This window comes from Demequina pilifera, from assembly GCF_048814985.1.
Taxonomy (GTDB): domain Bacteria; phylum Actinomycetota; class Actinomycetes; order Actinomycetales; family Demequinaceae; genus Demequina.
The window spans coordinates 254,291-273,486 of sequence record NZ_JBMDTW010000004.1 but is presented as its reverse complement, the minus strand read 5'-3'; the positions used below and the strand labels follow the sequence as shown (position 1 = coordinate 273,486).

The following is a 19,196-nucleotide window of genomic DNA, read 5'->3' as shown; positions in this document are numbered from 1 at the left end:
ATGTTTGACTGTTCCTATGGCTGATGAGGCGGCCGTCGTGGAGGCGGCGCAGGTGGAGCGGGTGAGTGCCCTGGTGGGTGAGCTCGCGTCTCGCGATGTCTCGGGTCTGTCCAAGGATGAGCTGCTGGGGCTGAACGGTGCGATCGCGACGTTGGAGCGTCTGGTGCAGGCGCTCAGTTCCCGATGCGCGGGTGAGATCGCGCGGCGGTCGTCCCCGGATCTGCCTGGCGGGGGTCTGGCCAGGCGTGAGGGTCATGGGAACGCGAAGACGTTGTTGTCGAAGGTCCGTGGGGGCACGCAGGCCGGTGCGCAGAAGTCGATGGAGGCGGGGGAGGCCTTCGTTCCAGTGACGCCGCCGACCGATGGGCCGGTGGGCTTGCTTGATGAGCCAGCGCCGGCGCCGGCTCCGCGACCCAAGTATCCGGCGGTGGCGGCGGCGTCGGTGGCGGGGGAGTTGTCGGTGGACGCTGCCAGCCTGATTGTCGGTGGGTTGAAGAAGTTGGCGGGACGGCTTGACGACGCAGCGTTGGCTCAGTTGGAGGAGCGTTTGGTGTCGCGCGCGGTGTCGATGTCCGCTCACGATGTGCGGAAGATGGTGGTCCGCGCGGTCGCGAACGCGGACCAGGAGGGCTTGAAGGCGCGTGAGCGGCAGCACCATGAGGATCGGTATCTGTGGTGGAAGGAGGACCACGAGGGCAAGGTCGTGATCCATGGAGAGATGGACGCGGTCACGGCGGCGCCGATCATCAATGTGTTGGCGCAGATGACCACCAGGGATGTGCGCCGCAAGGGTCGCAAGAAGAGCTCTGATACCCGAACTGTGGGCCAGATGCGGGCTGATGCGTTGTTCGAGCTCGCCCGGCATTGTTTGGGTTGCACGAAGACGGAGAAGTCCGGGGTGCGGACGAGTCTCGTCGTGCGGATGAGCCAGTCGGGTCTGATGAGTGGCCAGGGGGTGGGCAGTATCGATGGGATCGATCAGCCCGTGTCTGTCGGTGAGCTCAGGCGTTTGTCGGGGGATGCGGGGATCATTCCGCAGGTACTCGGTAGCGATAGCGAGGTGTTGGATCAGGGGGTTGAGGAGCGGCTGTTCACCGACGAGCAACGGATCGCGTTGCTTCATCGGGATGGGGGGTGTGCGAAGTGTCATGCACCACCGCAGCACTGCGAAGCTCATCACATTCAGTGGTGGATGCACGGTGGCGTGACGGATCTGGATAACGGGGTGATGTTGTGCACGAGGTGTCATCACGATATTCACAACCAAGGCTGGGAGATCGTGGCGACCAGGTCGTCGGTGTCGTTCATCCCACCGCCGAGCATTGATCCGGGGAGAACTCCGTGCCCAGGCGGATCGGCGGCGCTGGACGTTCAGGTCCCGCCACCACCCGAACTCGACTGGCCACCCATCACCGCCCAGGACGAAGCCATGGTCCGACGGTGGGAACACGAACATCGGGAGTGGCTCGAGAGAGAGGGAAGCTCGGCCGATGACACGTTCCGCGCGCCGTTAGGCTTGCTCGCGTGAAGAATCTGCGACTGTTCACCTCCGAATCCGTGACCGAGGGCCACCCCGACAAGATCTGCGATCAGGTCTCCGACGCGATCCTCGACGAGATGCTCCGCCAGGACCCGCTCTCGCGCGTCGCGGTCGAGACCATGGTCACCACGGGTCTCGTGCACGTGGCCGGCGAGGTCACCACGGAGGCATACGTGGACATCCCCGGCACGATCCGCGAGGTCGTGACCGGGATCGGCTACACATCGTCGTCCTCGGGCTTCGATGGCGACTCGTGCGGCGTCTCGGTGTCGATCGGCGAGCAGAGTCCCGACATCTGGCAGGGCGTCGGCCGCGCCACGGACTCGGCGGACGCTGAGCTGGGCGCGGGCGACCAGGGCCTCATGTTCGGCTACGCATGCCGCGACACCCCCGAGCTCATGCCGCTGCCCATCGCGATCGCCCATCGGCTCACGCAGCGGCTCGCCCAGGTGCGCCGCGAGAACATCGTCGAGGGCTTGCGCCCGGACGGCAAGGCCCAGGTGACCATCGGCTACGACGGGGACATCGCACGCACGGTGGACACCGTGGTGGTGTCGACCCAGCACGCCGAGGGCATGGACATGACCGACCTCCGCGCGGCCGTCGAGGCCGAGGTGATCGCCCCGGTGCTGTCCGGCTTCGAACTCGACGCCACCGGACACCGCTCGCTCATCAACCCGACCGGCAAGTTCGAGATCGGTGGGCCCAAGGGAGACGCCGGTCTGACGGGCCGCAAGGTGATCGTCGACACGTACGGCGGCATGGCCCGCCACGGCGGCGGAGCCTTCTCCGGCAAGGACCCCTCGAAGGTGGACCGGTCCGCGACCTACGCGATGCGATGGGTGGCCAAGAACGTGGTCGCCGCCGGTCTCGCCGACCGCTGCGAGGTGCAGGTGGCCTACGCGATCGGCACGGCGAGCCCCGTGGGCCTCTACGTCGAGACGTTCGGCACCGAGACGGTCGCGCCCGACCGGATCGTCCAGGCGATCCGCGAGGTCTTCGACCTCCGTCCCACGGCCATCATCGACGCTCTCGACCTGCGCCGCCCCATCTATCGCCAGACCGCCGCCTACGGCCACTTCGGGCGCGAGCTCGCGGACTTCACGTGGGAGCGCACGGACAGGGCCCAGGCTCTCGCCGACGCGTGTGCGTGACCGTGTGCGCGTGAAGAACCCCGCGGTCGCATCGGTGCGGCTGGACAGCCCGCTCCCGCACCTGGACCGCCCGTTCGACTACTCCGTACCCGAGTCGCTCGCTGATGTGATCGCGGTCGGCTCGCGCGTCCGGGTGCCCTTCGCGGGCCGGCTCGTGAGCGCGGTCGTGACCCGTCTCGCGCGCACCTCGTCCTTCGAAGGCGACCTGAGCGCGATCCGCAGCTCCAGCGCGATCGCCAGCTTCACGCCGGCCGCACTCGGCCTGGCCGAACGGATCGCGCGCCGCTACGGAGGGTCCCTATGGGACGTCCTGCGGCTCATGGCGCCCCCGCGCGCGGCGTCCGTCGAGAAGCGCGAATGGTCGGATCCGCCCGAGTCGCTCACCTACGCCTACCAGGCCGCCGCCAAGCGCACCACGGCCGAGCCGCTCGCCGCGCCAGGGGAGCGCGTGGTGTGGGAGGCGCTTCCCGACGATGAGCCACGCACCACGGTCGCCTCGGCCCGCCTGATCGCCACGGCCGTGGCCACCGCCGCCACGGGAGCCTCCAGCATCGTCGTGGCGCCCGACGCGCGCGCCGTCGGCGCCCTGCTCGCGGAATGCGAGCGACTGGGTCTCACCCGCTGGACCGCGCGGTCCGGCGGCACTGTCGCGGTCCTCGACCACGACGATGGTCCAGCCGTGAGGTTCGGCAGCTACATCGCCGCCATGCGGGGCCACGCCCGCATCGTCATCGGCACCCGGCCCGCCGCCATGCAGCCGGTGCCGAAACTCGGCGTGATCGCCGTCTGGGACGAGGCGAACGGCGGCCTTGAGGACCTGCACGCCCCGTACCCGCACGCCCGCACGATCGCCGCGATGCGTGCCGAGGACGGCGCCGGAATGGTGCTCGGCGGATACGCCCTGAGCGCGGATGCCGTCGCACTCGTGGAGCACGGCTGGGCCCGGCTCGAGGCGCCGTCGCGCGACGAGGTTCGCGCCCGCGTGCCCGCCGTCGACGTGCTGACGGCCGAGCGCAGAGACGCCGAGGGCGGCGCCGGCTGGCACTGGATGCCCGGCAGCGTGTGGCGGGCCGTGCGGAAGGCCGTGGCGGAGGGCCCAGTCGCGATCGTGGTGCCCCGCGCCGGCTACGTCCGCGCCGCAGCCTGCGCCCGGTGCGAGCAGTGGGCCGAGTGCCGCGAGTGCGGATCGCTCCTCGGCCTGCCGAGCCACGACGCCGCACCCGTGTGCCTCGATCACGGACACGCGCAGACCGACTGGCACTGTCCCGAATGCCAGGGCTCTCACCTCAAGCACGTGCGCCAGGGCGCCGACCGCATCGCCGAGCAGCTCGCGCGCATGCTCGGCGACGTGCCGCTCACCGTCTCGACCGCATCGGCCGGAGTGGTGGAGGACCACACGGTGACGGAGGGCGTGGTGCTCGCGACCCCCGGCGCGATTCCCGCCGTCGCGGGCGGGTACCGGCACCTCGTCGTCACCGATGCCGGCGTGCCCGCGGGTTCCGGGCTCGGCGGCGAGCTCAAGGCCATCCGCTGGTGGTTGGGCGCCGCCGCGCTGGTGCGGGGCCGGCACGAGGGGGGCGCCGTCACCATCGTCGGCGAGGTCCCACCCGCGGTGCGCCGGGCGCTGTCGACCTGGTCTCCCGCCGAAGCGGCCCTGGACGAGTACCGCGAACGCAGCGCCCTCGGGCTGCCGCCCCACCGGCGATACGTGATCCTGCAGGGCGAGCGCGACCTCGTGGACGAGGCGCTGCTGCGCGCCGGCGCCGTGGACGACTTCTCGGGAGCGACCACCGTCATCGACATGCCGGATGGAGCGGGAGTGCTCGTGCCCCGCTCGCGCGCCCAGGACGTGGTCGACGCCGTCCGCGAGGTGCAGCGGGAGGCCTCGAAGGCCAAGCGCGAGCTCCGCGTGCGCGTCGACGGTCCGCTCGAGCTGCCGCGCTGAGTCACTCCACTGGCTCGCACCGCTGATCCACACCGCTGATCCACACCACTGAGTCACGCCATGGGGCGGCCATTGGCGGCGCCTGACTCCCGATCTCGCCGCCCTACGATGGATGCCATGCGTCTGATCTTCGCCGGGACCCCCGACATCGCCGTGCCCAGCCTCCGGGCCCTTGCCGAGCGCCACGAGATCGTCGCGGTCGTCACCCAGCCCGACGCGCGCGGCAAGCGCGGCCGCGATCTGCACCCGTCCCCGGTCAAGGCATACGCCGAGGAACACGGCTGGCCGGTGCTGACTCCCGCGCGGGCCTCCGACCCCGACTTCGTGGCACAGATTGCCGAACTCGATGCGGACGCCGCCGCCGTCGTCGCCTACGGCCAGATCCTGCGACGGGACCTGCTCGACGCGACTCGACTCGGCTGGGTCAACCTGCATTTCTCGCTGCTGCCCGCCTGGCGCGGAGCGGCGCCGGTCCAGCGCGCCATCATGGCCGGCGACGAGATCACCGGGGCCAGCGCCTTCCTGCTCGACGAGGGCATGGACACCGGCCCCGTCATCGGCACCATGTCCGAGAGGATCCGGTTCAACGACACCACCGGCACGCTGCTCGAACGCCTCGCAGACGCGGGCGCCCCGTTGCTGGTCCAGGCGATCGAGGCGCTCGGCGCCGGCGACGCGGCCCCCATCCCGCAGGTCGAGGACGGCGTGAGTCACGCCGCGAAGCTGTCGAGAGAGGACGCGTATGTGCGCTGGGACCGGCCCGCCCACGTCGTCGACCGCCAGATCCGCGGCTGCACTCCTGCGCCCGGCGCATGGACCACGCTGCCCGACGGCTCCGCCATGAAGCTCGGGCCCGTGCGGGAGCGTGCGAACCTGCCGACCACCGTCCCCGGCCAGGTCGCGCTCCACGACGGGGTCGTGACGGTCGGCACCGGGGGCAACCCGGTGGCCCTCGGCTGGGTGCAGCCCGCGGGCAAGGGCCAGGTCGACGCCGCCGCATGGTGGCGCGGCGCCCGGCTGGGCGAGACCGCCGTGCTGGGTGACGCATGAGCGCCGCGCGCGACGTCGCCTACCGCTGCGTAATGGCGGTGACCGATGACGACGCCTACGCGAACCTGGTGATGCCCGGGCTCATCGACCAGGCGCGGCTGGACGGCCGCGACGCCGCCTTCGCGACCGAGCTCGCCTATGGCGCGCTGCGCATGCGGGGGCTGTACGACGCGATCATCGGCAAGGCCTCCAAGCGCGACCCCGAGTCGCTCGACCCCGAGGTTCGTGCCGCGCTGTGGATCGGCGCGCATCAGGTGCTGGCGATGCGCGTCCCCCCGCACGCCGCGGTGTCCGAGACCGTCGACACTGTGCGCCGCGAGCGCGGCCAGGGCGCAGCGAAGTTCGCCAATGCCATCATGCGTCGCGTCACCGAGAAGACGGCCGATGCGTGGCTCGCCGTCGTCGCCCCCGGCACCTCGCGGGCGTCCGCGGCGATCCGGTTCTCTCACCCCGAGTGGGTCGTCGCCGAGCTCGAGAAGTCACTCGCCGCGGACGGGCGCGCGGGCGAGATCGGTGCGCTGCTCGAGGCCGACAACACCGCCGCGCGCGTCACCCTCGCCGCACGGCCCGGCCTCGCCGACCGCGATGAACTGGCCCGCGAAACCGGGGGCGAGCCCGGGCGCTGGTCGCCGTGGGCCGTCGGCTTGGCCTCGGGCCGGCCCGGCGACCTCGCGTCCGTGGCCGAGGGCCGTGCCGCAGTCCAGGACGAGGGCAGCCAGGTCGCCGCCGGCGCCCTCGCGACGGCACGGGACGTCGTCGCGGGCGAGCGCTGGCTGGACATGTGCGCGGGCCCAGGCGGCAAGGCCGCGCTGCTCGGCGCCATCGCCGCCCAGAGCGGTACCCACCTCGACGCGCTCGAACTGCACCCGCATCGGGCGGGTCTGGTCAAGAACTCGGTGCGCGCCGTCCCCGAGGGCGCAGTCAGCGTCCACGTGGGCGACGCCCGCGGGTGGGGACAGGACGGCGCATACCAGCGCATCGTGCTGGATGCGCCGTGCTCAGGGATCGGCGCCCTGCGCCGTCGCCCCGAGTCGCGCTGGCGGCGCGGGCCCGAGGACCTCACCGAGCTGGTGACGCTGCAGCGCGAGCTGCTCGCGAGCGCCGAGCGCCTGCTCGCCCCGGGCGGCCTCCTCGCCTACATCACGTGCTCGCCCGTGGTCGCGGAGACCCGCGACGTCGTCGCCGGCTCCACGCTGCGCCAGATCGACGCCCGCGCAGCCGTCGCGACGCTCACCGGCACCGAACCCTCGGACTGGGGCACGGGCCCCCACGTTCAGATGTGGCCGCACGCCCACGGCACCGACGCGATGTTCGTCGCGCTGCTCGAGCGTCCCTCCTGAGCACACAGTCCGCTTCGGCCGCCGGATCAGACGGCCTGGACCGCGCTCATCACCGGCGAGCCTCGGGAGTCCCGCCACGGCGCTAGGCTCGACGCATGGGCATTCAGATCTCTCCGTCCATCCTGGCCGCCGACTTCGCGAACCTGGAGCGTGACATCGCCTCAGTCGCGAACGCCGACTGGCTGCACGTGGACGTCATGGACGCACACTTCGTCCCCAACCTGACACTCGGCCTGCCGGTGCTCGAGCGCATCGCGCAGGTGTCGCCCATGCCCGTCGACGCTCACCTGATGATCGAGGACCCCGATCACTGGGCGCCCAAGTACGCGGAGGCCGGCGCCACCTCGGTGACGTTCCACTACGAGGCCGCGAAGGACCCCGTGGCGATCGCGAAGGACCTGCGGGCACTGGGCGCGCGCGCATCGGTCGCGCTCAAGCCGGGCACCGACGTGGATGTGGTCTTGGATCACTTGCGCGAGTTCGACATGGTGCTGGTCATGACGGTCGAGCCCGGCTTCGGCGGGCAGTCCTTCATGCCCGAGATGTTGCCCAAGTTCACGGCGCTGCGCGCGGCCGCCGAGGCCGCCGGCCATGACCTGTGGTTGCAGTCGGACGGCGGCGTGTCCCGCGACACGATCGAGGACATCGCCGCGGCGGGCTGCGACGTGTTCGTGGCCGGCTCCGCGGTCTTCGGCGCGGACGACAGAGAAGCGGAGATCTCCGCGCTGCGCGATCTCGCCGCCCGCGCGCGGCCCGCATGAGCGACGCCGACGCTGCACTCACCATCGCGCAGGCGATGGACCGCGCTGTCGACCTTGCGGCGCTGGGACCCGCGCACGGACCCAACCCGCGCGTCGGCTGCGTGATCCTCAATGCCGACGGAGCCGTGCTTGGCGAGGGCTGGCACCGCGGTGCCGGCACCGCCCACGCGGAGGTCGCGGCCATCGCCGATGCTCGGGCCCGCGGGACGGACATCACCGGTGGCACGGCGGTGGTCACCTTGGAGCCCTGCTCGCACACCGGTCGCACCGGACCATGCGTGGATGCGCTCACCGAGGCGGGCGTGGCGGCCGTGACCTATGCGGTCGCCGACCCCGGCCAGGCATCCAGCGGGGGAGCGGACGTGCTCACGTCGCGCGGCATCCCGGCGATCCACGCTCCGCACGAGGGTGCCACGGCGCTCACTCATCGGTGGCTGACGGCGATGCGGGCCGGCCGGCCCTACGTCATCGCCAAGTGGGCCGCGACCCTCGACGGCCGAATGGCGGCCGCCGACGGCACCTCGTTCTGGATCACTGGGCCGCAGGCGCGCGAGCACGCTCACGCAGTGCGCGCCCAGGTGGACGCGATCGCTGTCGGCACCGGCACGGTGCTCGCCGACGACCCGCAGCTGTCTGCGCGGCCCGGCGGCGAGGAATCGGAACACCAGCCGCTGCGCGTGGTGATCGGCCGCACGGACACCGCCGGCAGGCGAGTGTGGCGCGATCTCCACGCCCTCGCGGTGGCGTCTCACGACCCGCGCGACACGCTCGCCGCGCTGTGGGAGCGCGAGGTGCGGACGGTGGTGGTCGAGGGCGGTCCCACCGTGCTGTCCGCGTTCCTGCGCGAAGGCCTCGTGGACGAGGTCAACGCGTACATCGCCCCGGCGCTGCTGGGCGCGGGACCGAGCGTGGTCGAGGGCCTGGGAATCGAGACGATGGCGGACGCGTTGAGGGGGCAGGACGTGAACTTTCAACTATTGGGTGCGGATATCCTTGTCACCGCCCATCTCTCGAGAGGATTCTGATGTTCACCGGAATTGTGGAGGCGGTCGGAACCGTGGTGGACGTCGTCGACGAAGGCACGCGCTCGCGCCTGACGATCGAGTCCGCCGGATTCGGCTCCGACCTTCAGCATGGCGAGTCCATCGCGGTCGACGGCGTGTGCCTGACCGTGGCGGAGCACGGCGACGGCACCGGTCGGACCGGCGCGTGGCTCGCGGACGTCATGCGCGTCACGCGCGACACGACCACCCTGGGAGACGTCGCCGCCGGGCGCCGCGTCAACCTCGAGCGCGCACTGCGCGCCGACGGCCGCCTGGGCGGGCACATCATGCAGGGCCACGTCGACGGCGCCGCCGAACTGGTCGCCCGCGATTCGCAGTCCGAATGGGACGACTTCACCTTCGCACTCCCCGCGGACCTGGTGCGCTACGTGGTTCCCAAGGGCTCGATCGCCCTCAACGGGGTGTCGCTGACCGTCGCGGCGCTCGACGGCGACCGCGCCACCGTGTCGCTCATCCCGACCACCCTTGCGGACACCACCCTTGGCGATCTGAGCGTCGGCGACAGCGTGAACGTCGAGGTCGACGTGATGGGCAAATACGTGGAGTCGATGCTGGCGGCCCGCTCATGAGCGAGGACGTCGTCGCGCTGGTGGACCGTGCCCTCGCGGACCTGCGGGCGGGTAAGCCGGTGCTGGTCGCGGATTCGCGCCACCGCGAGAATGAGGCCGACTTCATCATGTCCGCGCAGACCACCACGGTCGAGTGGGTCGCGTGGGGCATCCGCCACTCCAGCGGCTACCTGTGCGCGCCCATGCCAGGGCCGCGCGCCGACGCCCTGAATCTGCCGCTCATGGTCCCCAACAGCCAGGACCCGCGGCGCACGGCGTACACCGTGTCCGTGGACGCGGCGGTGGGGGTCACCACGGGAATCTCCGCCGCGGACCGGCACCGCACCCTGCAGGTGCTCGCGAATCCCGAGGCCTGCACCGACGACGTGATCCGCCCCGGCCACGTGCTGCCGCTGCGCGCGGTCGCCGGGGGAGTGCTGCACCGTCCCGGTCACACCGAGGCGGCCGTCGACCTGTGCCGCCTGGCGGGCCTCGAGCCGGTGGGCGTGATCGCGGAGCTGGTGAACGACGACGGCACCATGATGCGCACCGGGGACGCGACCGAGGTCGCCGAGCGCGAGGACCTCGTGTTCATGACCATCGCGGACCTGATCGAGTACCGGCGTCGCAAGGACGACCAGCCGCCGCCGATCGAGCCCGCACCCCACCGCGTCACGGCATCGGGCGATGCCCGGCTGCCCACCCGCCATGGCGTGGTCACGGTCAAGGCGTACCGCGATGCCCGCACCGGCGACGAGCACGTGGCGCTCACCGCGCCCGTGCCTCCCGGCACGCTGCCCTTCGTGCGTGTGCACTCCGAGTGCCTGACGGGGGACGCCTTCGGGTCCCAGCGCTGCGACTGCGGTCCTCAGCTCGACGCTGCGATCGAGCGCGTGGCGAACGAGGGCGGCGCGGTCGTCTACCTGCGCGGTCACGAGGGGCGCGGCATCGGCATCCTCGGCAAGATCCAGGCCTACGCGCTGCAGGATCAGGGCCGCGACACGGTCGATGCCAACACGGACCTCGGGTTCCCGGTGGACCGGCGCGAGTACGGCGCCGCCGCGGCGATCCTGCAGGATCTCGGGCTCGACGAGGTGCGGCTCATGACGAACAACCCGGCGAAGGTCGAGGCCATGCGCGCCTCCGGCATCAACGTCGCGGAGCGGATCCCGCACCACTTCGGCGAGCACCCCGAGAACGCGGAGTATCTGCGCACCAAGATCGAACGCATGGGCCACCTGTTGGGAGACAACTCATGAGCGGCGACGGCGCACCGAAGATCGACATCGACGGCACGGGTCTGACGGTCGAGATCGTCGCGAGCCAGTGGCACACGGACGTGATGGACGGACTCGTCGCGGGTGCCGTGCGCGCGGCGGAGAAGAGCGGCGCCTCGTATCGCGTCACCCGCGTGGCGGGAGCCTTCGAGCTCACCGTCGTGGCGGAGCATCTCGCACGCCAGGGGGCCGACGCGGTCGTGGCGCTCGGCGTCGTCGTGAAGGGCGAGACGCCGCACTTCGAGTACGTGTGCGAGTCCGTGACCATGGGGCTCACCGAGGTGGCGCGCGCTCATGCCGTGCCGATCGGCTTTGGGGTCCTGACGGTCGATGAGGTGCAGCACGCATTGGATCGCGCCGGCCTCGAGGGCTCGAAGGAGGACAAGGGGGCCGAGTCCGTCGAGGCTGCCCTGTCGACCGCACTGATCCTTCGCGACCTCGCCTGAGGCGAGCCCCCGCATCGGCCGGGGGCCGTGAGGCCGCCCGTCTGCCCTAGGCTGGTCACGTGAAGACGTTCGACGAACTCTATGAGGAACTGTCCGCGCGCGCCGAGGAGCGCCCCGAGGGCTCCGGCACCGTCGCTCTGCTCGACAAGGGCGTCCATGCGATCGGCAAGAAGCTCGTCGAGGAGGCCGCGGAGTCCTGGATGGCCGCGGAGTTCCAGTCCGACGAGGAGACCGCCGAGGAGATCTCTCAGCTGCTCTATCACGCGCAGGTGATGATGATCGCGAAGGGGCTCACCCCCGCCGACGTCTACCGCTACCTGTAACGACCACCACCACCCGAGGAGAGTCGTGCTCCGCATCGCCGTCCCCAACAAGGGATCCCTGTCCGAACCCGCCGCGCAGCTGCTGCGCGAGGCGGGCTACAAGCAGCGTCGCGACCCCCGCGAGCTCGTGCTCGTGGACGCGCGCAACGAGGTCGAGTTCTTCTTCCTGCGCCCGCGGGACGTCGCGGTGTACGTGGGTTCCGGCACCGTGCACGCGGGCATCACGGGCCGCGACCTGCTGCTCGACTCGGGCGCTCCCGCGACCGAGCACCTCGAGCTCGGCTTCGGCGGCTCGACCTTCCGCTACGCGGCTCCGGCCGATGCGGTCGCGAGCATCGAGGGCATCGCCGGCAAGCGCGTGGCGACCAGCTACCCGCGCCTCGTCAAGCACCACCTCAAGTCCTTCGGCGTCGAGGCGAACGTGGTCCGCCTGGACGGCGCCGTGGAGTCCTCGGTGCGCCTCGGCGTCGCCGACGTCGTGGCGGACGTGGTCTCCACGGGCACGACCTTGAAGGCCGCGGGGCTCGAGATCTTCGGCGAGCCGATCCTCAAGTCCGAGGCCATCCTCATCAAGGGACCCGACGTCTCCGACGACGAGCTCGCGGTGCTGACCGGCCGCCTGCGCGGCGTGCTGATGGCGCGCCAGTTCGTGCTGGTGGACTACGACGTGCCGAACGACCGCCTGGACGAGGCCGTCGACGTCACCCCGGGCTTCGAGGCCCCCACGGTGACGCCGCTGCACGGCAAGGACTGGCACGCGGTGCGGGTGATGGTGCCCCGCTCCGAGATGAACCAGATCATGGACCGGCTGTACGCCGCGGGCGCGCGGGCCATCCTGACCACCGAGCTGCTGGCGGTGCGGGTGTAGATGTCCGAGATCTCCGCCGAGCAGCGCCGGCTCAACCTCATGCTCGCCCTGAGCGCGACGCGCCGGCGGCTCACGCGCGAGGAGATCCGGGCCCGCGTGGACGGGTACGAGCCCGTCCCCAAGGGCGTGTCCGCAGAGGAGCGCGAGCGTGCCGACGTCTCGTTCCAGCGCATGTTCGAGCGCGACAAGGACGAGCTGCGCCGCATGGGGCTGCCGCTGCGCACCGTCACGGACTCGCTGCACCACGACGACCTCGGCTATCGCATCGATGGGGACGCCTCCCTGCCCGACCTCGACCTCACCGTTCGGGATGCCGCGATTCTGGCCCTCGCCGTGGAGTACTGGCAGGGCTCCTCCTTGGCGGAGGACGCCCGCATGGGCTACGCCAAGGTGGTCTCCGCGATCGAGCACGGCGACTCCGACGCGCTCCCGTACGGGGGCATGTCGACCTCCGCGGGACAGGACGCGACGGCCGCGCTGGCGGAGGCGATCGTGGACCGGCAGGCCGTGCGATTCGACTACGCCTCCGCGAGCTCCGAGACCGCCCGCCGCACGGTCCAGCCGTGGGGAATCGTGATGCGCTCCGGAGTCGAGTACCTGGTGGGCTGGGATCTCGACCGCAAGGCGCAGCGCACGTTCCGCGTGGGCCGCATCTCCGGCCGGGTCCGCACCGTGGGCGAGGTCGAGGCCTTCGACCGCCCCGACACCCTCCCGCTCGGCGACCTGGACGACCACTCGGCCACGCGCAGCGCGATCATCGCGCTGCGCCCCGAGACCGGCCACGCGCTGCGCCGGCGCGGCGAGCCGGTGAGCGCAGAATCCGGCCACTCGGGTTCCGGGTCCAGCGTGGCCGCGACGGGGTCCTCGGGCCCCCCATCGGCCGGCCACGTGTCGACCGACACCGCTTCGGCTGATGCCGCCGACGGCTGGGACCTGGTCCGGGTGCCGTACCGCCACGAGGACCTGCTGCGCTCCGAGGTGCTCGCGCTGCGCGGCGCGGCCCGGGTGATCGAGCCCGAGTCGCTCCGAGAGTCCGTGCTCGCGCACGCGAACGCCGCCCTGGAGGTGGCCCGTGGCTGACACCTCGCGCGACCGGCTGGTCCGGCTGCTGGGAATGATCGCCTACCTCGAGGCGCACGGTTCCACGGGGTTCCCGGTGCTTGCCGAGCACTTCGGCGTCAGCGTCGAGCGCATCGAGCGCGACCTGTGGGCCCTCACCACGAGCGGAATCCCGCCGTACCTTCCCGACGAGTGCATCGAGTTCGACTTCGACGACCTGGACGAGGGCGTCGCCACGCTCGTGGCCTCCCAGGGCGTCTCGCAGGTCAAGCTGTCCGGCCGCGAGGCCGTGGCGCTCATCGGCGCGCTCGCCACCCTGGTCGCGGCGGGCACGGCCCCCGCGGGAGCCGACGACGTCCTCGCCAGGCTGCGAGAGGCCTATGGCGGCGGCGAGCCGGTGCGCGTGCTCGACGGCGCTCCTGAGGCCGATGCGGGCGTCACCGCGATCCTCGAACGCGGCATCAGCGAGGGCCGGGCGGTGAGCCTCGACTACATCGACGCTCAGGATCGCCGCAGCGTGCGCGTCATCGAGCCGCACCGGCTGGTGGCGATCGACGGCGTGGGCTACGTCGAGTGCTTCTGCCTCAAGGCCGACGATCACCGCACGCTGCGGCTCGGACGTGTCGCCTCCGTAAGCCTCACCGACGTCATGGTGACCCACCCGCCCAGCGAGGAGCGGGGCTTCGCCCTCGCCCCGCAGTTCGACGCTTCGGTGGTGCTGCGCCGCGGCGCGCGGTGGGCCTTCGAGGACCTCGCGGGGGTGGAGATCGAGGATGATGGCGACACCGCGACCGCACGGTTCGGCGTCGCGGACGTCGACTGGGCGGCGGGACGGCTGCTCTCCGTCGCGCCCGACCTGGTGAGCGTCGAGCCGGCCGCGCTGCGCGAGGCCGTGGCGGCCCACGCCCATGCCGTGGCGGCCGCGCACTCCGTCTAGACTGAACCATCCGCACAACCGTGGTGTCCGCACCCGATACAGGAGGCATTCATGGGTCCCCGCGAGATCATCATCATTGCGCTGATCGTCGTGCTGCTGTTCGGCGCCCCCAAGCTCCCTGAACTGGCGCGCAGCCTCGGCAAGTCGATGCGAATTCTCAAGGACGAGACCCGCTCGCTGGCCGACGACGACAAGTCCGAGAAGTCCGAGAAGTCCGGGGAGGATCCCAAGGCCGACACAGCGCCTCAAACAGGCGCGGAGCAGGCGCAGCAGGCCGGTGACGCCCCCGTCCCCGACAGCACCGTCGACCTCCCCGACAACGACGGGCGTGGCACGCGCTAAAGCGCGCAGGCGGGATGCCCGTGCGCGCATGCCGCTCAGCGCGCACCTGAAGGAGTTCCGCACCCGCCTGATCCTGGCCACCCTCGGCGTGGCCGTCGGAGCAGTGGCCGGCTGGTTCTTCTACACTCCCGTCTTCGAGGCTCTGCAGGAGCCCGTCATCGCCGCCGCGGACCGCGACGGTGCGGCGGTGTCGGTGAACTTCGCGGGCATCGCCACCGCCCTCGACATGCAGATCAAGGTGTCGCTGGTGCTCGGCGTCGTGGTGTCCGCGCCGTGGTGGCTGTACCAACTGTGGGCATTCGTGGGCCCTGGATTGAAGGCGGGGGAGAAGCGCTACGCGTTCGGCTTCCTCGGCACCGCGGTACCGCTGTTCTTCGCCGGGGTGGCGCTGGCGTGGTGGGTCTACCCCCGAGCCGTCGACATCCTCATCGGCTTCACCCCCGAGCTGGCCTCGAACTTCCTGGACGCCCAGCTGTTCATCTCCTTCGCGATGCGGCTCGTGCTGGTGTTCGGCATCGCGTTCGTGTTCCCGGTCGTGATGGTCGCGCTCACGTGGGCGCGCGTGGTCAAGGCTCGTACGTGGCTGAAGGGCTGGCGATGGGCGGTGCTGCTGATCTTCGTCGCCTCCGCCGTGCTGACGCCCACCCCCGACGTCGTGACGATGATGTTCATGGCCGTCCCGCTGTGTCTGCTGTACTTCGGTGCCGTCGGCATCGGCCTGCTACGCGAGCGCACGGCCGCCAAGAAGGAGGCGCGCCTCGCCGGACAGACGGGGCGTGACATCGAGTCATGACCACCGTCGGCGTGATCTCCAATCCGACATCGGGGTCGGGCAGGGGAGCGAGATCCGCGGCCGAGACGCTGTCGCTGCTCGCCGCCCGCGGCCACCGCGTGCGCGATCTGTCGATGGGCTCGTGGTCCGCATCGCTCGATCATGCTCGCGAGCGTCACCGCGACCTGGACGCCCTGATCGTGGTGGGCGGCGACGGCATGGCGCACTTGGGGATCCAGGCCTGCGCCGAGACCCGGCTGCCGCTCGGCATCGTGGCCGCCGGATCGGGCAACGACGTCGCACTGTCGCTCGGGCTGCCCGTGTACGACATCCCCGCATCCGTGGCGGCGATCGAGCGCGGCCTCGAGGGAGATGTGGTGCGCGTGGACCTGGGCCGGGTCGACGGCGCTGGCGTCGCCGAGCGCAAGGGCCGGCGCTACTTCGGCGCCGTGCTGTCCGCCGGCATCGACGCCGCGATCGCCGCGTACGCCAATCAGCTGACCTTCCCGCGCGGCCCCCTCAAGTACAAGATCGCGACGCTGCGCGAGGTGCCGCGCTTCAAGCCGTACGGCGTGAGCCTCGAGGTCGACGGCGAGCGCTGGGATCAGCGCTGCACCCTGGTGGCCGTCGCGAACGGACCTGTGTTCGGCGGGGGACTGGTGATCTCGCCCGACTCGTCGCTCGTGGACGGGCTGCTCGAGCTCGTCGTCGCGGATCCGATGGGCCCGCTGGCCATCGCCACGCTCTTCCCCAAGCTCAACGACGGTTCGCACCTGGCGGACGCCCGGGTGCGCGTGGTGCAGGCCAGGCGCGTGCGCATCGGCGCTGTGTCCGCTCTGGCGAGCGCCGAAGGCGCGCCGTCCCAGGTGAACGGCGCGCCGCTGCCGCCCGCCTTCGCGGACGGGGAGCTGATCGGCCCCGCTCCTCTCGACGTGCGCGTGGTGGCAGGAGCGTTGCGCGTGCTCGGCGGGAAGGCAGATAGCCTGAAGGCATGAGCTCTCCTGCGGAGCGCTTCGCCGCCGCGAAGGCTCGGTCCCGCTATCGCGACCTGACCGACTTCGAGCAGAGCCTGGCCTTTCCGCTCGACGACTTCCAGCGCGAGGCCTGCCAGGCGGTGGCCGAGGGCCACTCGGTGCTGGTCGCCGCGCCTACGGGAGCGGGCAAGACCATCGTCGGCGAGTACGCCGTGCGGCACGCCTACGAGCGCGGCGAGAAGGCGTTCTACACCACGCCCATCAAGGCGCTCAGCAACCAGAAGTTCCTCGAGCTCAAGGCCGTGTACGGCGAGGCCAACGTGGGCCTGCTGACGGGCGACACCTCCATCAACTCCGAGGCGCAGGTGGTCGTCATGACCACCGAGGTGCTGAGGAACATGATCTACGCGGACTCGCGCACCCTCGACACCCTGGGCACTGTGGTGCTCGACGAGGTCCACTATCTCGCTGACCGCTACCGCGGCTCGGTGTGGGAAGAGGTCATCGTGCACCTCGCGGCGCGCACGGCGATCGTCTCGCTGTCCGCCACGGTCTCCAACGCCGAGGAGTTCGGCGCGTGGCTCACCGAGGTCCGCGGCGACACCCGGGTGATCGTGTCCGAGCGGCGGCCGGTGCCGCTGTGGCCCCACGTGCTGGTGCGCGAGGGCATCTTCGACCTCTATGCGCCGGGCGTGGACCCGCTCGCCCCGGGCCCCAACCCCCGGCTCAACCCCGAGCTCGAGGCGATCTCCAAGCGCCAGCGCCACGAGGAGCAGGGCTTCCGCGGCGGCCGCGGCCCGCGCCGACCCACCCGCGGCGGCAGGCGCCCCCAGGGCCGCCGTGCCCCGCCTCGATTCGCGGTGGTCGACGTCATGGACCGCAACGGCCTGCTGCCGGCGATCGTGTTCGTGTTCTCTCGCGCAGGCTGCGAGGACGCCGTCGACCAGGTGCGAGGCGCCGGCATCGCGCTGACGACCGACGAGGAGCGCGCCGAGATCGCCCGGATCGTCGAGGAGCGCTGCGAGGGGCTGCCCACGGAGGACTTGGGCGCGCTGGGCTACCTGCGGTGGCGGGACAACCTCGAGGCCGGCGTCGCGGCCCACCACGCCGGCATGATCCCGCTGTTCAAGGAGGTCGTCGAGACGTTGTTCGCGGCCGGCCTCATCAAGGTGGTCTACGCCACCGAGACCCTCGCTCTCGGCGTCAACATGCCCGCCCGCTCCGTGGTGCTCGAAAAGCTAGTCAAGTGGAACGGCGAGGGACATCAGGACCTCACGGCGGGTGAATACACGCAGCTCACCGGCCGGGCCGGCAGGCGCGGCATCGACATCGAGGGCCACGCCGTCGTGGTCGAGCACCCCGGCTTCGACGCCGCTCAGCTCGGCAGGCTCGCGTCCAAGCGCACCTACCCGCTCATCAGCTCGTTCCAGCCCAGCTACAACATGACCATCAACCTGGTGGGGCAGTCCGGAGTGCACCAGGCCAGGGAGCTGCTCGAGCTGTCGTTCGCGCAGTATCAGGCGGACCAGTCCGTGGTGGGCAAGGCCCGCAAGGCGCGCGAGCTGGACCAGGCCATCGAGGGCCTGCGCGAGGCCACCGCGTGCGACAAGGGCGACTTCATGGAGTACGCGGCCATGCGCGAGCGGCTGAACCGGCTCCAGAAGGGCGCCTCGAAGGCCGTGTCACGCAAGCGGCGCGAGGCCACCGCGTCCATGCTGGCGGGACTCGGCCGCGGCGACGTGGTGCGCATCGGCGGCGGCAAGCGCGCGGGACTCGCGGTGGTGGTGCGTCCCGACGACGACGAGGCCGCGCCGCGGCCCACCGTCGTGTCCTCGCTCGGCCGCTCGTTCCGGCTGGCGGTGGCGGACCTGCACCACGGTCTCGAGCAGGTGGGCCGCATCAAGGTGCCGGCCAAGCACGACGACCGCGATCCTCGCCAGCGCAAGGAGCTGGCCCAGGTCATCGACTCCGCGAAGAACACCTTCGAGATGCCGTCGAACCGTCGCGAGCGGGCCCCCTCGGGCGAGGAGGATCAGATAGCGCAGCTGCGCAGGGAGCTCCAGAGCCACCCGTGCCACGGCTGCCCGGACCGCGAGGAGCACGCGCGCTGGGCGGAGCGGCACTTCCGGGCCAAGCGCGACCGCGACCGGGTGGTGGGCGAGATCTCGCGCGCCACCGGCTCCATCGCCCGGGTGTTCGACAAGCGCTGCGACGTGCTGCGCGAGCTCGGCTATCTCGAGGGCAAGGGCGAGGACACCACCGTCACCCCGGCCGGCACGAGCCTGCGCACCCTGTACTCAGAGAACGACCTGGTGATGGCGGAGTGCCTGCGCTCCGGCGCGTGGGACCGGCTGCACCCGCCCGCCCTCGCCGCGACGGTGTCATCCCTGCTCTACCGCGGGAGGCGTGAGGACGACACTCGCACGCCCCGCGTCCCCGGCGGATCCCGCGGGGTGCTCGGCCACGTGCTCGCGGACACTCAGCGCATCTGGTCCGTCATCGACGACCTGCAGACCGAGCGAGGCCTGCCGGAGCTGCCGGCGCCCCACTGGGGGATCGTGGGCCCCATCCACGGCTGGGCGCAGGGCAAGGGGCTCGACCAGGTGCTCCAGGACACCGACATCGCTCCGGGCGACATGGTGCGCTGGTGCAAGCAGGTCATCGACGTGCTCGACCAGGTGGCGCAGTCCGCGCCGTCGAGCGAGCTGCGCGGCCGCGCCCGCACGGCCATCGACGCGATGCGTCGCGGCGTAGTCGCCTACTGAACCAGCGCTGCCAGATCCCGAGCGGCCCCAC

18 protein-coding genes are annotated in these 19,196 nt (G+C 71.4%); all 18 read left to right on the top strand.

Features of this window, described 5'->3' with window-relative positions:
• Positions 1 to 16: 16 nt before the first annotated feature.
• The 18 genes from ACNI14_RS09090 to ACNI14_RS09005 all read left to right on the top strand — a co-directional run bounded on the left by ACNI14_RS09090 (position 17) and on the right by ACNI14_RS09005 (position 19,165).
• On the top strand, positions 17 to 1,528 hold the full coding sequence (locus ACNI14_RS09090) for an HNH endonuclease signature motif containing protein (protein ID WP_420519681.1): 1,512 nt from the start codon (positions 17 to 19) through the stop codon (positions 1,526 to 1,528).
• Positions 1,525 to 2,694 (top strand): methionine adenosyltransferase, encoded by a 1,170-nt coding sequence (gene metK / locus ACNI14_RS09085; protein ID WP_420519680.1) that lies wholly within the window; start codon positions 1,525 to 1,527, stop codon positions 2,692 to 2,694. Before ACNI14_RS09090 ends, metK begins: the two co-directional genes overlap by 4 nt.
• A 10-nt stretch (positions 2,695 to 2,704) precedes the next feature.
• Complete coding sequence (locus ACNI14_RS09080) at positions 2,705 to 4,639, top strand: primosomal protein N' family DNA-binding protein (RefSeq protein WP_420519679.1); 1,935 nt, start codon at positions 2,705 to 2,707, stop codon at positions 4,637 to 4,639.
• Between the two features lie 117 nt (positions 4,640 to 4,756).
• Complete coding sequence (fmt, locus tag ACNI14_RS09075; protein ID WP_420519678.1) at positions 4,757 to 5,689, top strand: methionyl-tRNA formyltransferase; 933 nt, start codon at positions 4,757 to 4,759, stop codon at positions 5,687 to 5,689.
• A complete protein-coding gene (locus tag ACNI14_RS09070) occupies positions 5,686 to 7,029 on the top strand; it encodes an RsmB/NOP family class I SAM-dependent RNA methyltransferase (RefSeq protein ID WP_420519677.1) in 1,344 nt (447 codons plus the stop codon). Before fmt ends, ACNI14_RS09070 begins: the two co-directional genes overlap by 4 nt.
• 95 nt (positions 7,030 to 7,124) lie before the next feature.
• Positions 7,125 to 7,790 (top strand): ribulose-phosphate 3-epimerase, encoded by a 666-nt coding sequence (gene rpe, locus ACNI14_RS09065; RefSeq protein ID WP_420519676.1) that lies wholly within the window; start codon positions 7,125 to 7,127, stop codon positions 7,788 to 7,790.
• On the top strand, positions 7,787 to 8,815 hold the full coding sequence (ribD, locus tag ACNI14_RS09060; RefSeq protein WP_420519675.1) for a bifunctional diaminohydroxyphosphoribosylaminopyrimidine deaminase/5-amino-6-(5-phosphoribosylamino)uracil reductase RibD: 1,029 nt from the start codon (positions 7,787 to 7,789) through the stop codon (positions 8,813 to 8,815). Before rpe ends, ribD begins: the two co-directional genes overlap by 4 nt.
• Complete coding sequence (locus ACNI14_RS09055) at positions 8,815 to 9,423, top strand: riboflavin synthase (RefSeq protein WP_420519674.1); 609 nt, start codon at positions 8,815 to 8,817, stop codon at positions 9,421 to 9,423. The genes ribD and ACNI14_RS09055 overlap by 1 nt, the downstream gene beginning before the upstream one ends.
• A complete protein-coding gene (gene ribA, locus ACNI14_RS09050) occupies positions 9,420 to 10,661 on the top strand; it encodes a GTP cyclohydrolase II (protein WP_420519673.1) in 1,242 nt (413 codons plus the stop codon). Before ACNI14_RS09055 ends, ribA begins: the two co-directional genes overlap by 4 nt.
• Positions 10,658 to 11,125, top strand: coding sequence for a 6,7-dimethyl-8-ribityllumazine synthase (gene ribH, locus ACNI14_RS09045; RefSeq protein ID WP_420519672.1), 468 nt, complete (start codon positions 10,658 to 10,660; stop codon positions 11,123 to 11,125). The genes ribA and ribH overlap by 4 nt, the downstream gene beginning before the upstream one ends.
• A gap of 59 nt (positions 11,126 to 11,184) precedes the next feature.
• Positions 11,185 to 11,448 carry a phosphoribosyl-ATP diphosphatase gene (locus ACNI14_RS09040; RefSeq protein WP_062133724.1) on the top strand — a complete coding sequence of 88 codons (264 nt, stop codon included), beginning with the start codon at positions 11,185 to 11,187 and terminating at the stop codon, positions 11,446 to 11,448.
• A gap of 25 nt (positions 11,449 to 11,473) precedes the next feature.
• Positions 11,474 to 12,316, top strand: a complete 843-nt coding sequence (gene hisG, locus ACNI14_RS09035; RefSeq protein WP_420519671.1) for an ATP phosphoribosyltransferase — start codon at positions 11,474 to 11,476, stop codon at positions 12,314 to 12,316.
• A complete protein-coding gene (locus ACNI14_RS09030) occupies positions 12,317 to 13,396 on the top strand; it encodes a helix-turn-helix transcriptional regulator (protein WP_420519670.1) in 1,080 nt (359 codons plus the stop codon).
• The gene (locus tag ACNI14_RS09025; protein ID WP_420519669.1) at positions 13,389 to 14,312 is read left to right on the top strand and encodes a helix-turn-helix transcriptional regulator; all 924 of its coding nucleotides are present in this window, start codon (positions 13,389 to 13,391) and stop codon (positions 14,310 to 14,312) included. Before ACNI14_RS09030 ends, ACNI14_RS09025 begins: the two co-directional genes overlap by 8 nt.
• A 51-nt stretch (positions 14,313 to 14,363) precedes the next feature.
• Positions 14,364 to 14,654 carry a Sec-independent protein translocase subunit TatA gene (tatA, locus tag ACNI14_RS09020; protein WP_420519668.1) on the top strand — a complete coding sequence of 97 codons (291 nt, stop codon included), beginning with the start codon at positions 14,364 to 14,366 and terminating at the stop codon, positions 14,652 to 14,654.
• Entirely contained in the window at positions 14,641 to 15,447 is an 807-nt protein-coding gene (tatC, locus tag ACNI14_RS09015) for a twin-arginine translocase subunit TatC (protein WP_420519667.1), read from the top strand. The genes tatA and tatC overlap by 14 nt, the downstream gene beginning before the upstream one ends.
• The gene (locus ACNI14_RS09010; RefSeq protein ID WP_420519666.1) at positions 15,444 to 16,421 is read left to right on the top strand and encodes a diacylglycerol/lipid kinase family protein; all 978 of its coding nucleotides are present in this window, start codon (positions 15,444 to 15,446) and stop codon (positions 16,419 to 16,421) included. The genes tatC and ACNI14_RS09010 overlap by 4 nt, the downstream gene beginning before the upstream one ends.
• Positions 16,418 to 19,165, top strand: coding sequence for a DEAD/DEAH box helicase (locus ACNI14_RS09005; protein WP_420519665.1), 2,748 nt, complete (start codon positions 16,418 to 16,420; stop codon positions 19,163 to 19,165). Before ACNI14_RS09010 ends, ACNI14_RS09005 begins: the two co-directional genes overlap by 4 nt.
• Positions 19,166 to 19,196: the final 31 nt, after the last annotated feature.

Excerpts from the sequence above, each read along its gene's own strand:
- ribA (WP_420519673.1), top strand. The coding sequence starts at position 9,420 with ATGAGCGAGGACGTCGTCGCGCTGGTGGACCGTGCCCTCGCGGACCTG.
- ribD (WP_420519675.1), top strand. The coding sequence starts at position 7,787 with ATGAGCGACGCCGACGCTGCACTCACCATCGCGCAGGCGATGGACCGC.
- ACNI14_RS09090 (WP_420519681.1), top strand. The coding sequence starts at position 17 with ATGGCTGATGAGGCGGCCGTCGTGGAGGCGGCGCAGGTGGAGCGGGTG.
- ACNI14_RS09030 (WP_420519670.1), top strand. The coding sequence starts at position 12,317 with ATGTCCGAGATCTCCGCCGAGCAGCGCCGGCTCAACCTCATGCTCGCC.
- ACNI14_RS09070 (WP_420519677.1), top strand. The coding sequence starts at position 5,686 with ATGAGCGCCGCGCGCGACGTCGCCTACCGCTGCGTAATGGCGGTGACC.
- fmt (WP_420519678.1), top strand. The coding sequence starts at position 4,757 with ATGCGTCTGATCTTCGCCGGGACCCCCGACATCGCCGTGCCCAGCCTC.
- ACNI14_RS09055 (WP_420519674.1), top strand. The coding sequence starts at position 8,815 with ATGTTCACCGGAATTGTGGAGGCGGTCGGAACCGTGGTGGACGTCGTC.
- ACNI14_RS09005 (WP_420519665.1), top strand. The coding sequence starts at position 16,418 with ATGAGCTCTCCTGCGGAGCGCTTCGCCGCCGCGAAGGCTCGGTCCCGC.
- ribH (WP_420519672.1), top strand. The coding sequence starts at position 10,658 with ATGAGCGGCGACGGCGCACCGAAGATCGACATCGACGGCACGGGTCTG.
- tatA (WP_420519668.1), top strand. The coding sequence starts at position 14,364 with ATGGGTCCCCGCGAGATCATCATCATTGCGCTGATCGTCGTGCTGCTG.
- rpe (WP_420519676.1), top strand. The coding sequence starts at position 7,125 with ATGGGCATTCAGATCTCTCCGTCCATCCTGGCCGCCGACTTCGCGAAC.
- ACNI14_RS09010 (WP_420519666.1), top strand. The coding sequence starts at position 15,444 with ATGACCACCGTCGGCGTGATCTCCAATCCGACATCGGGGTCGGGCAGG.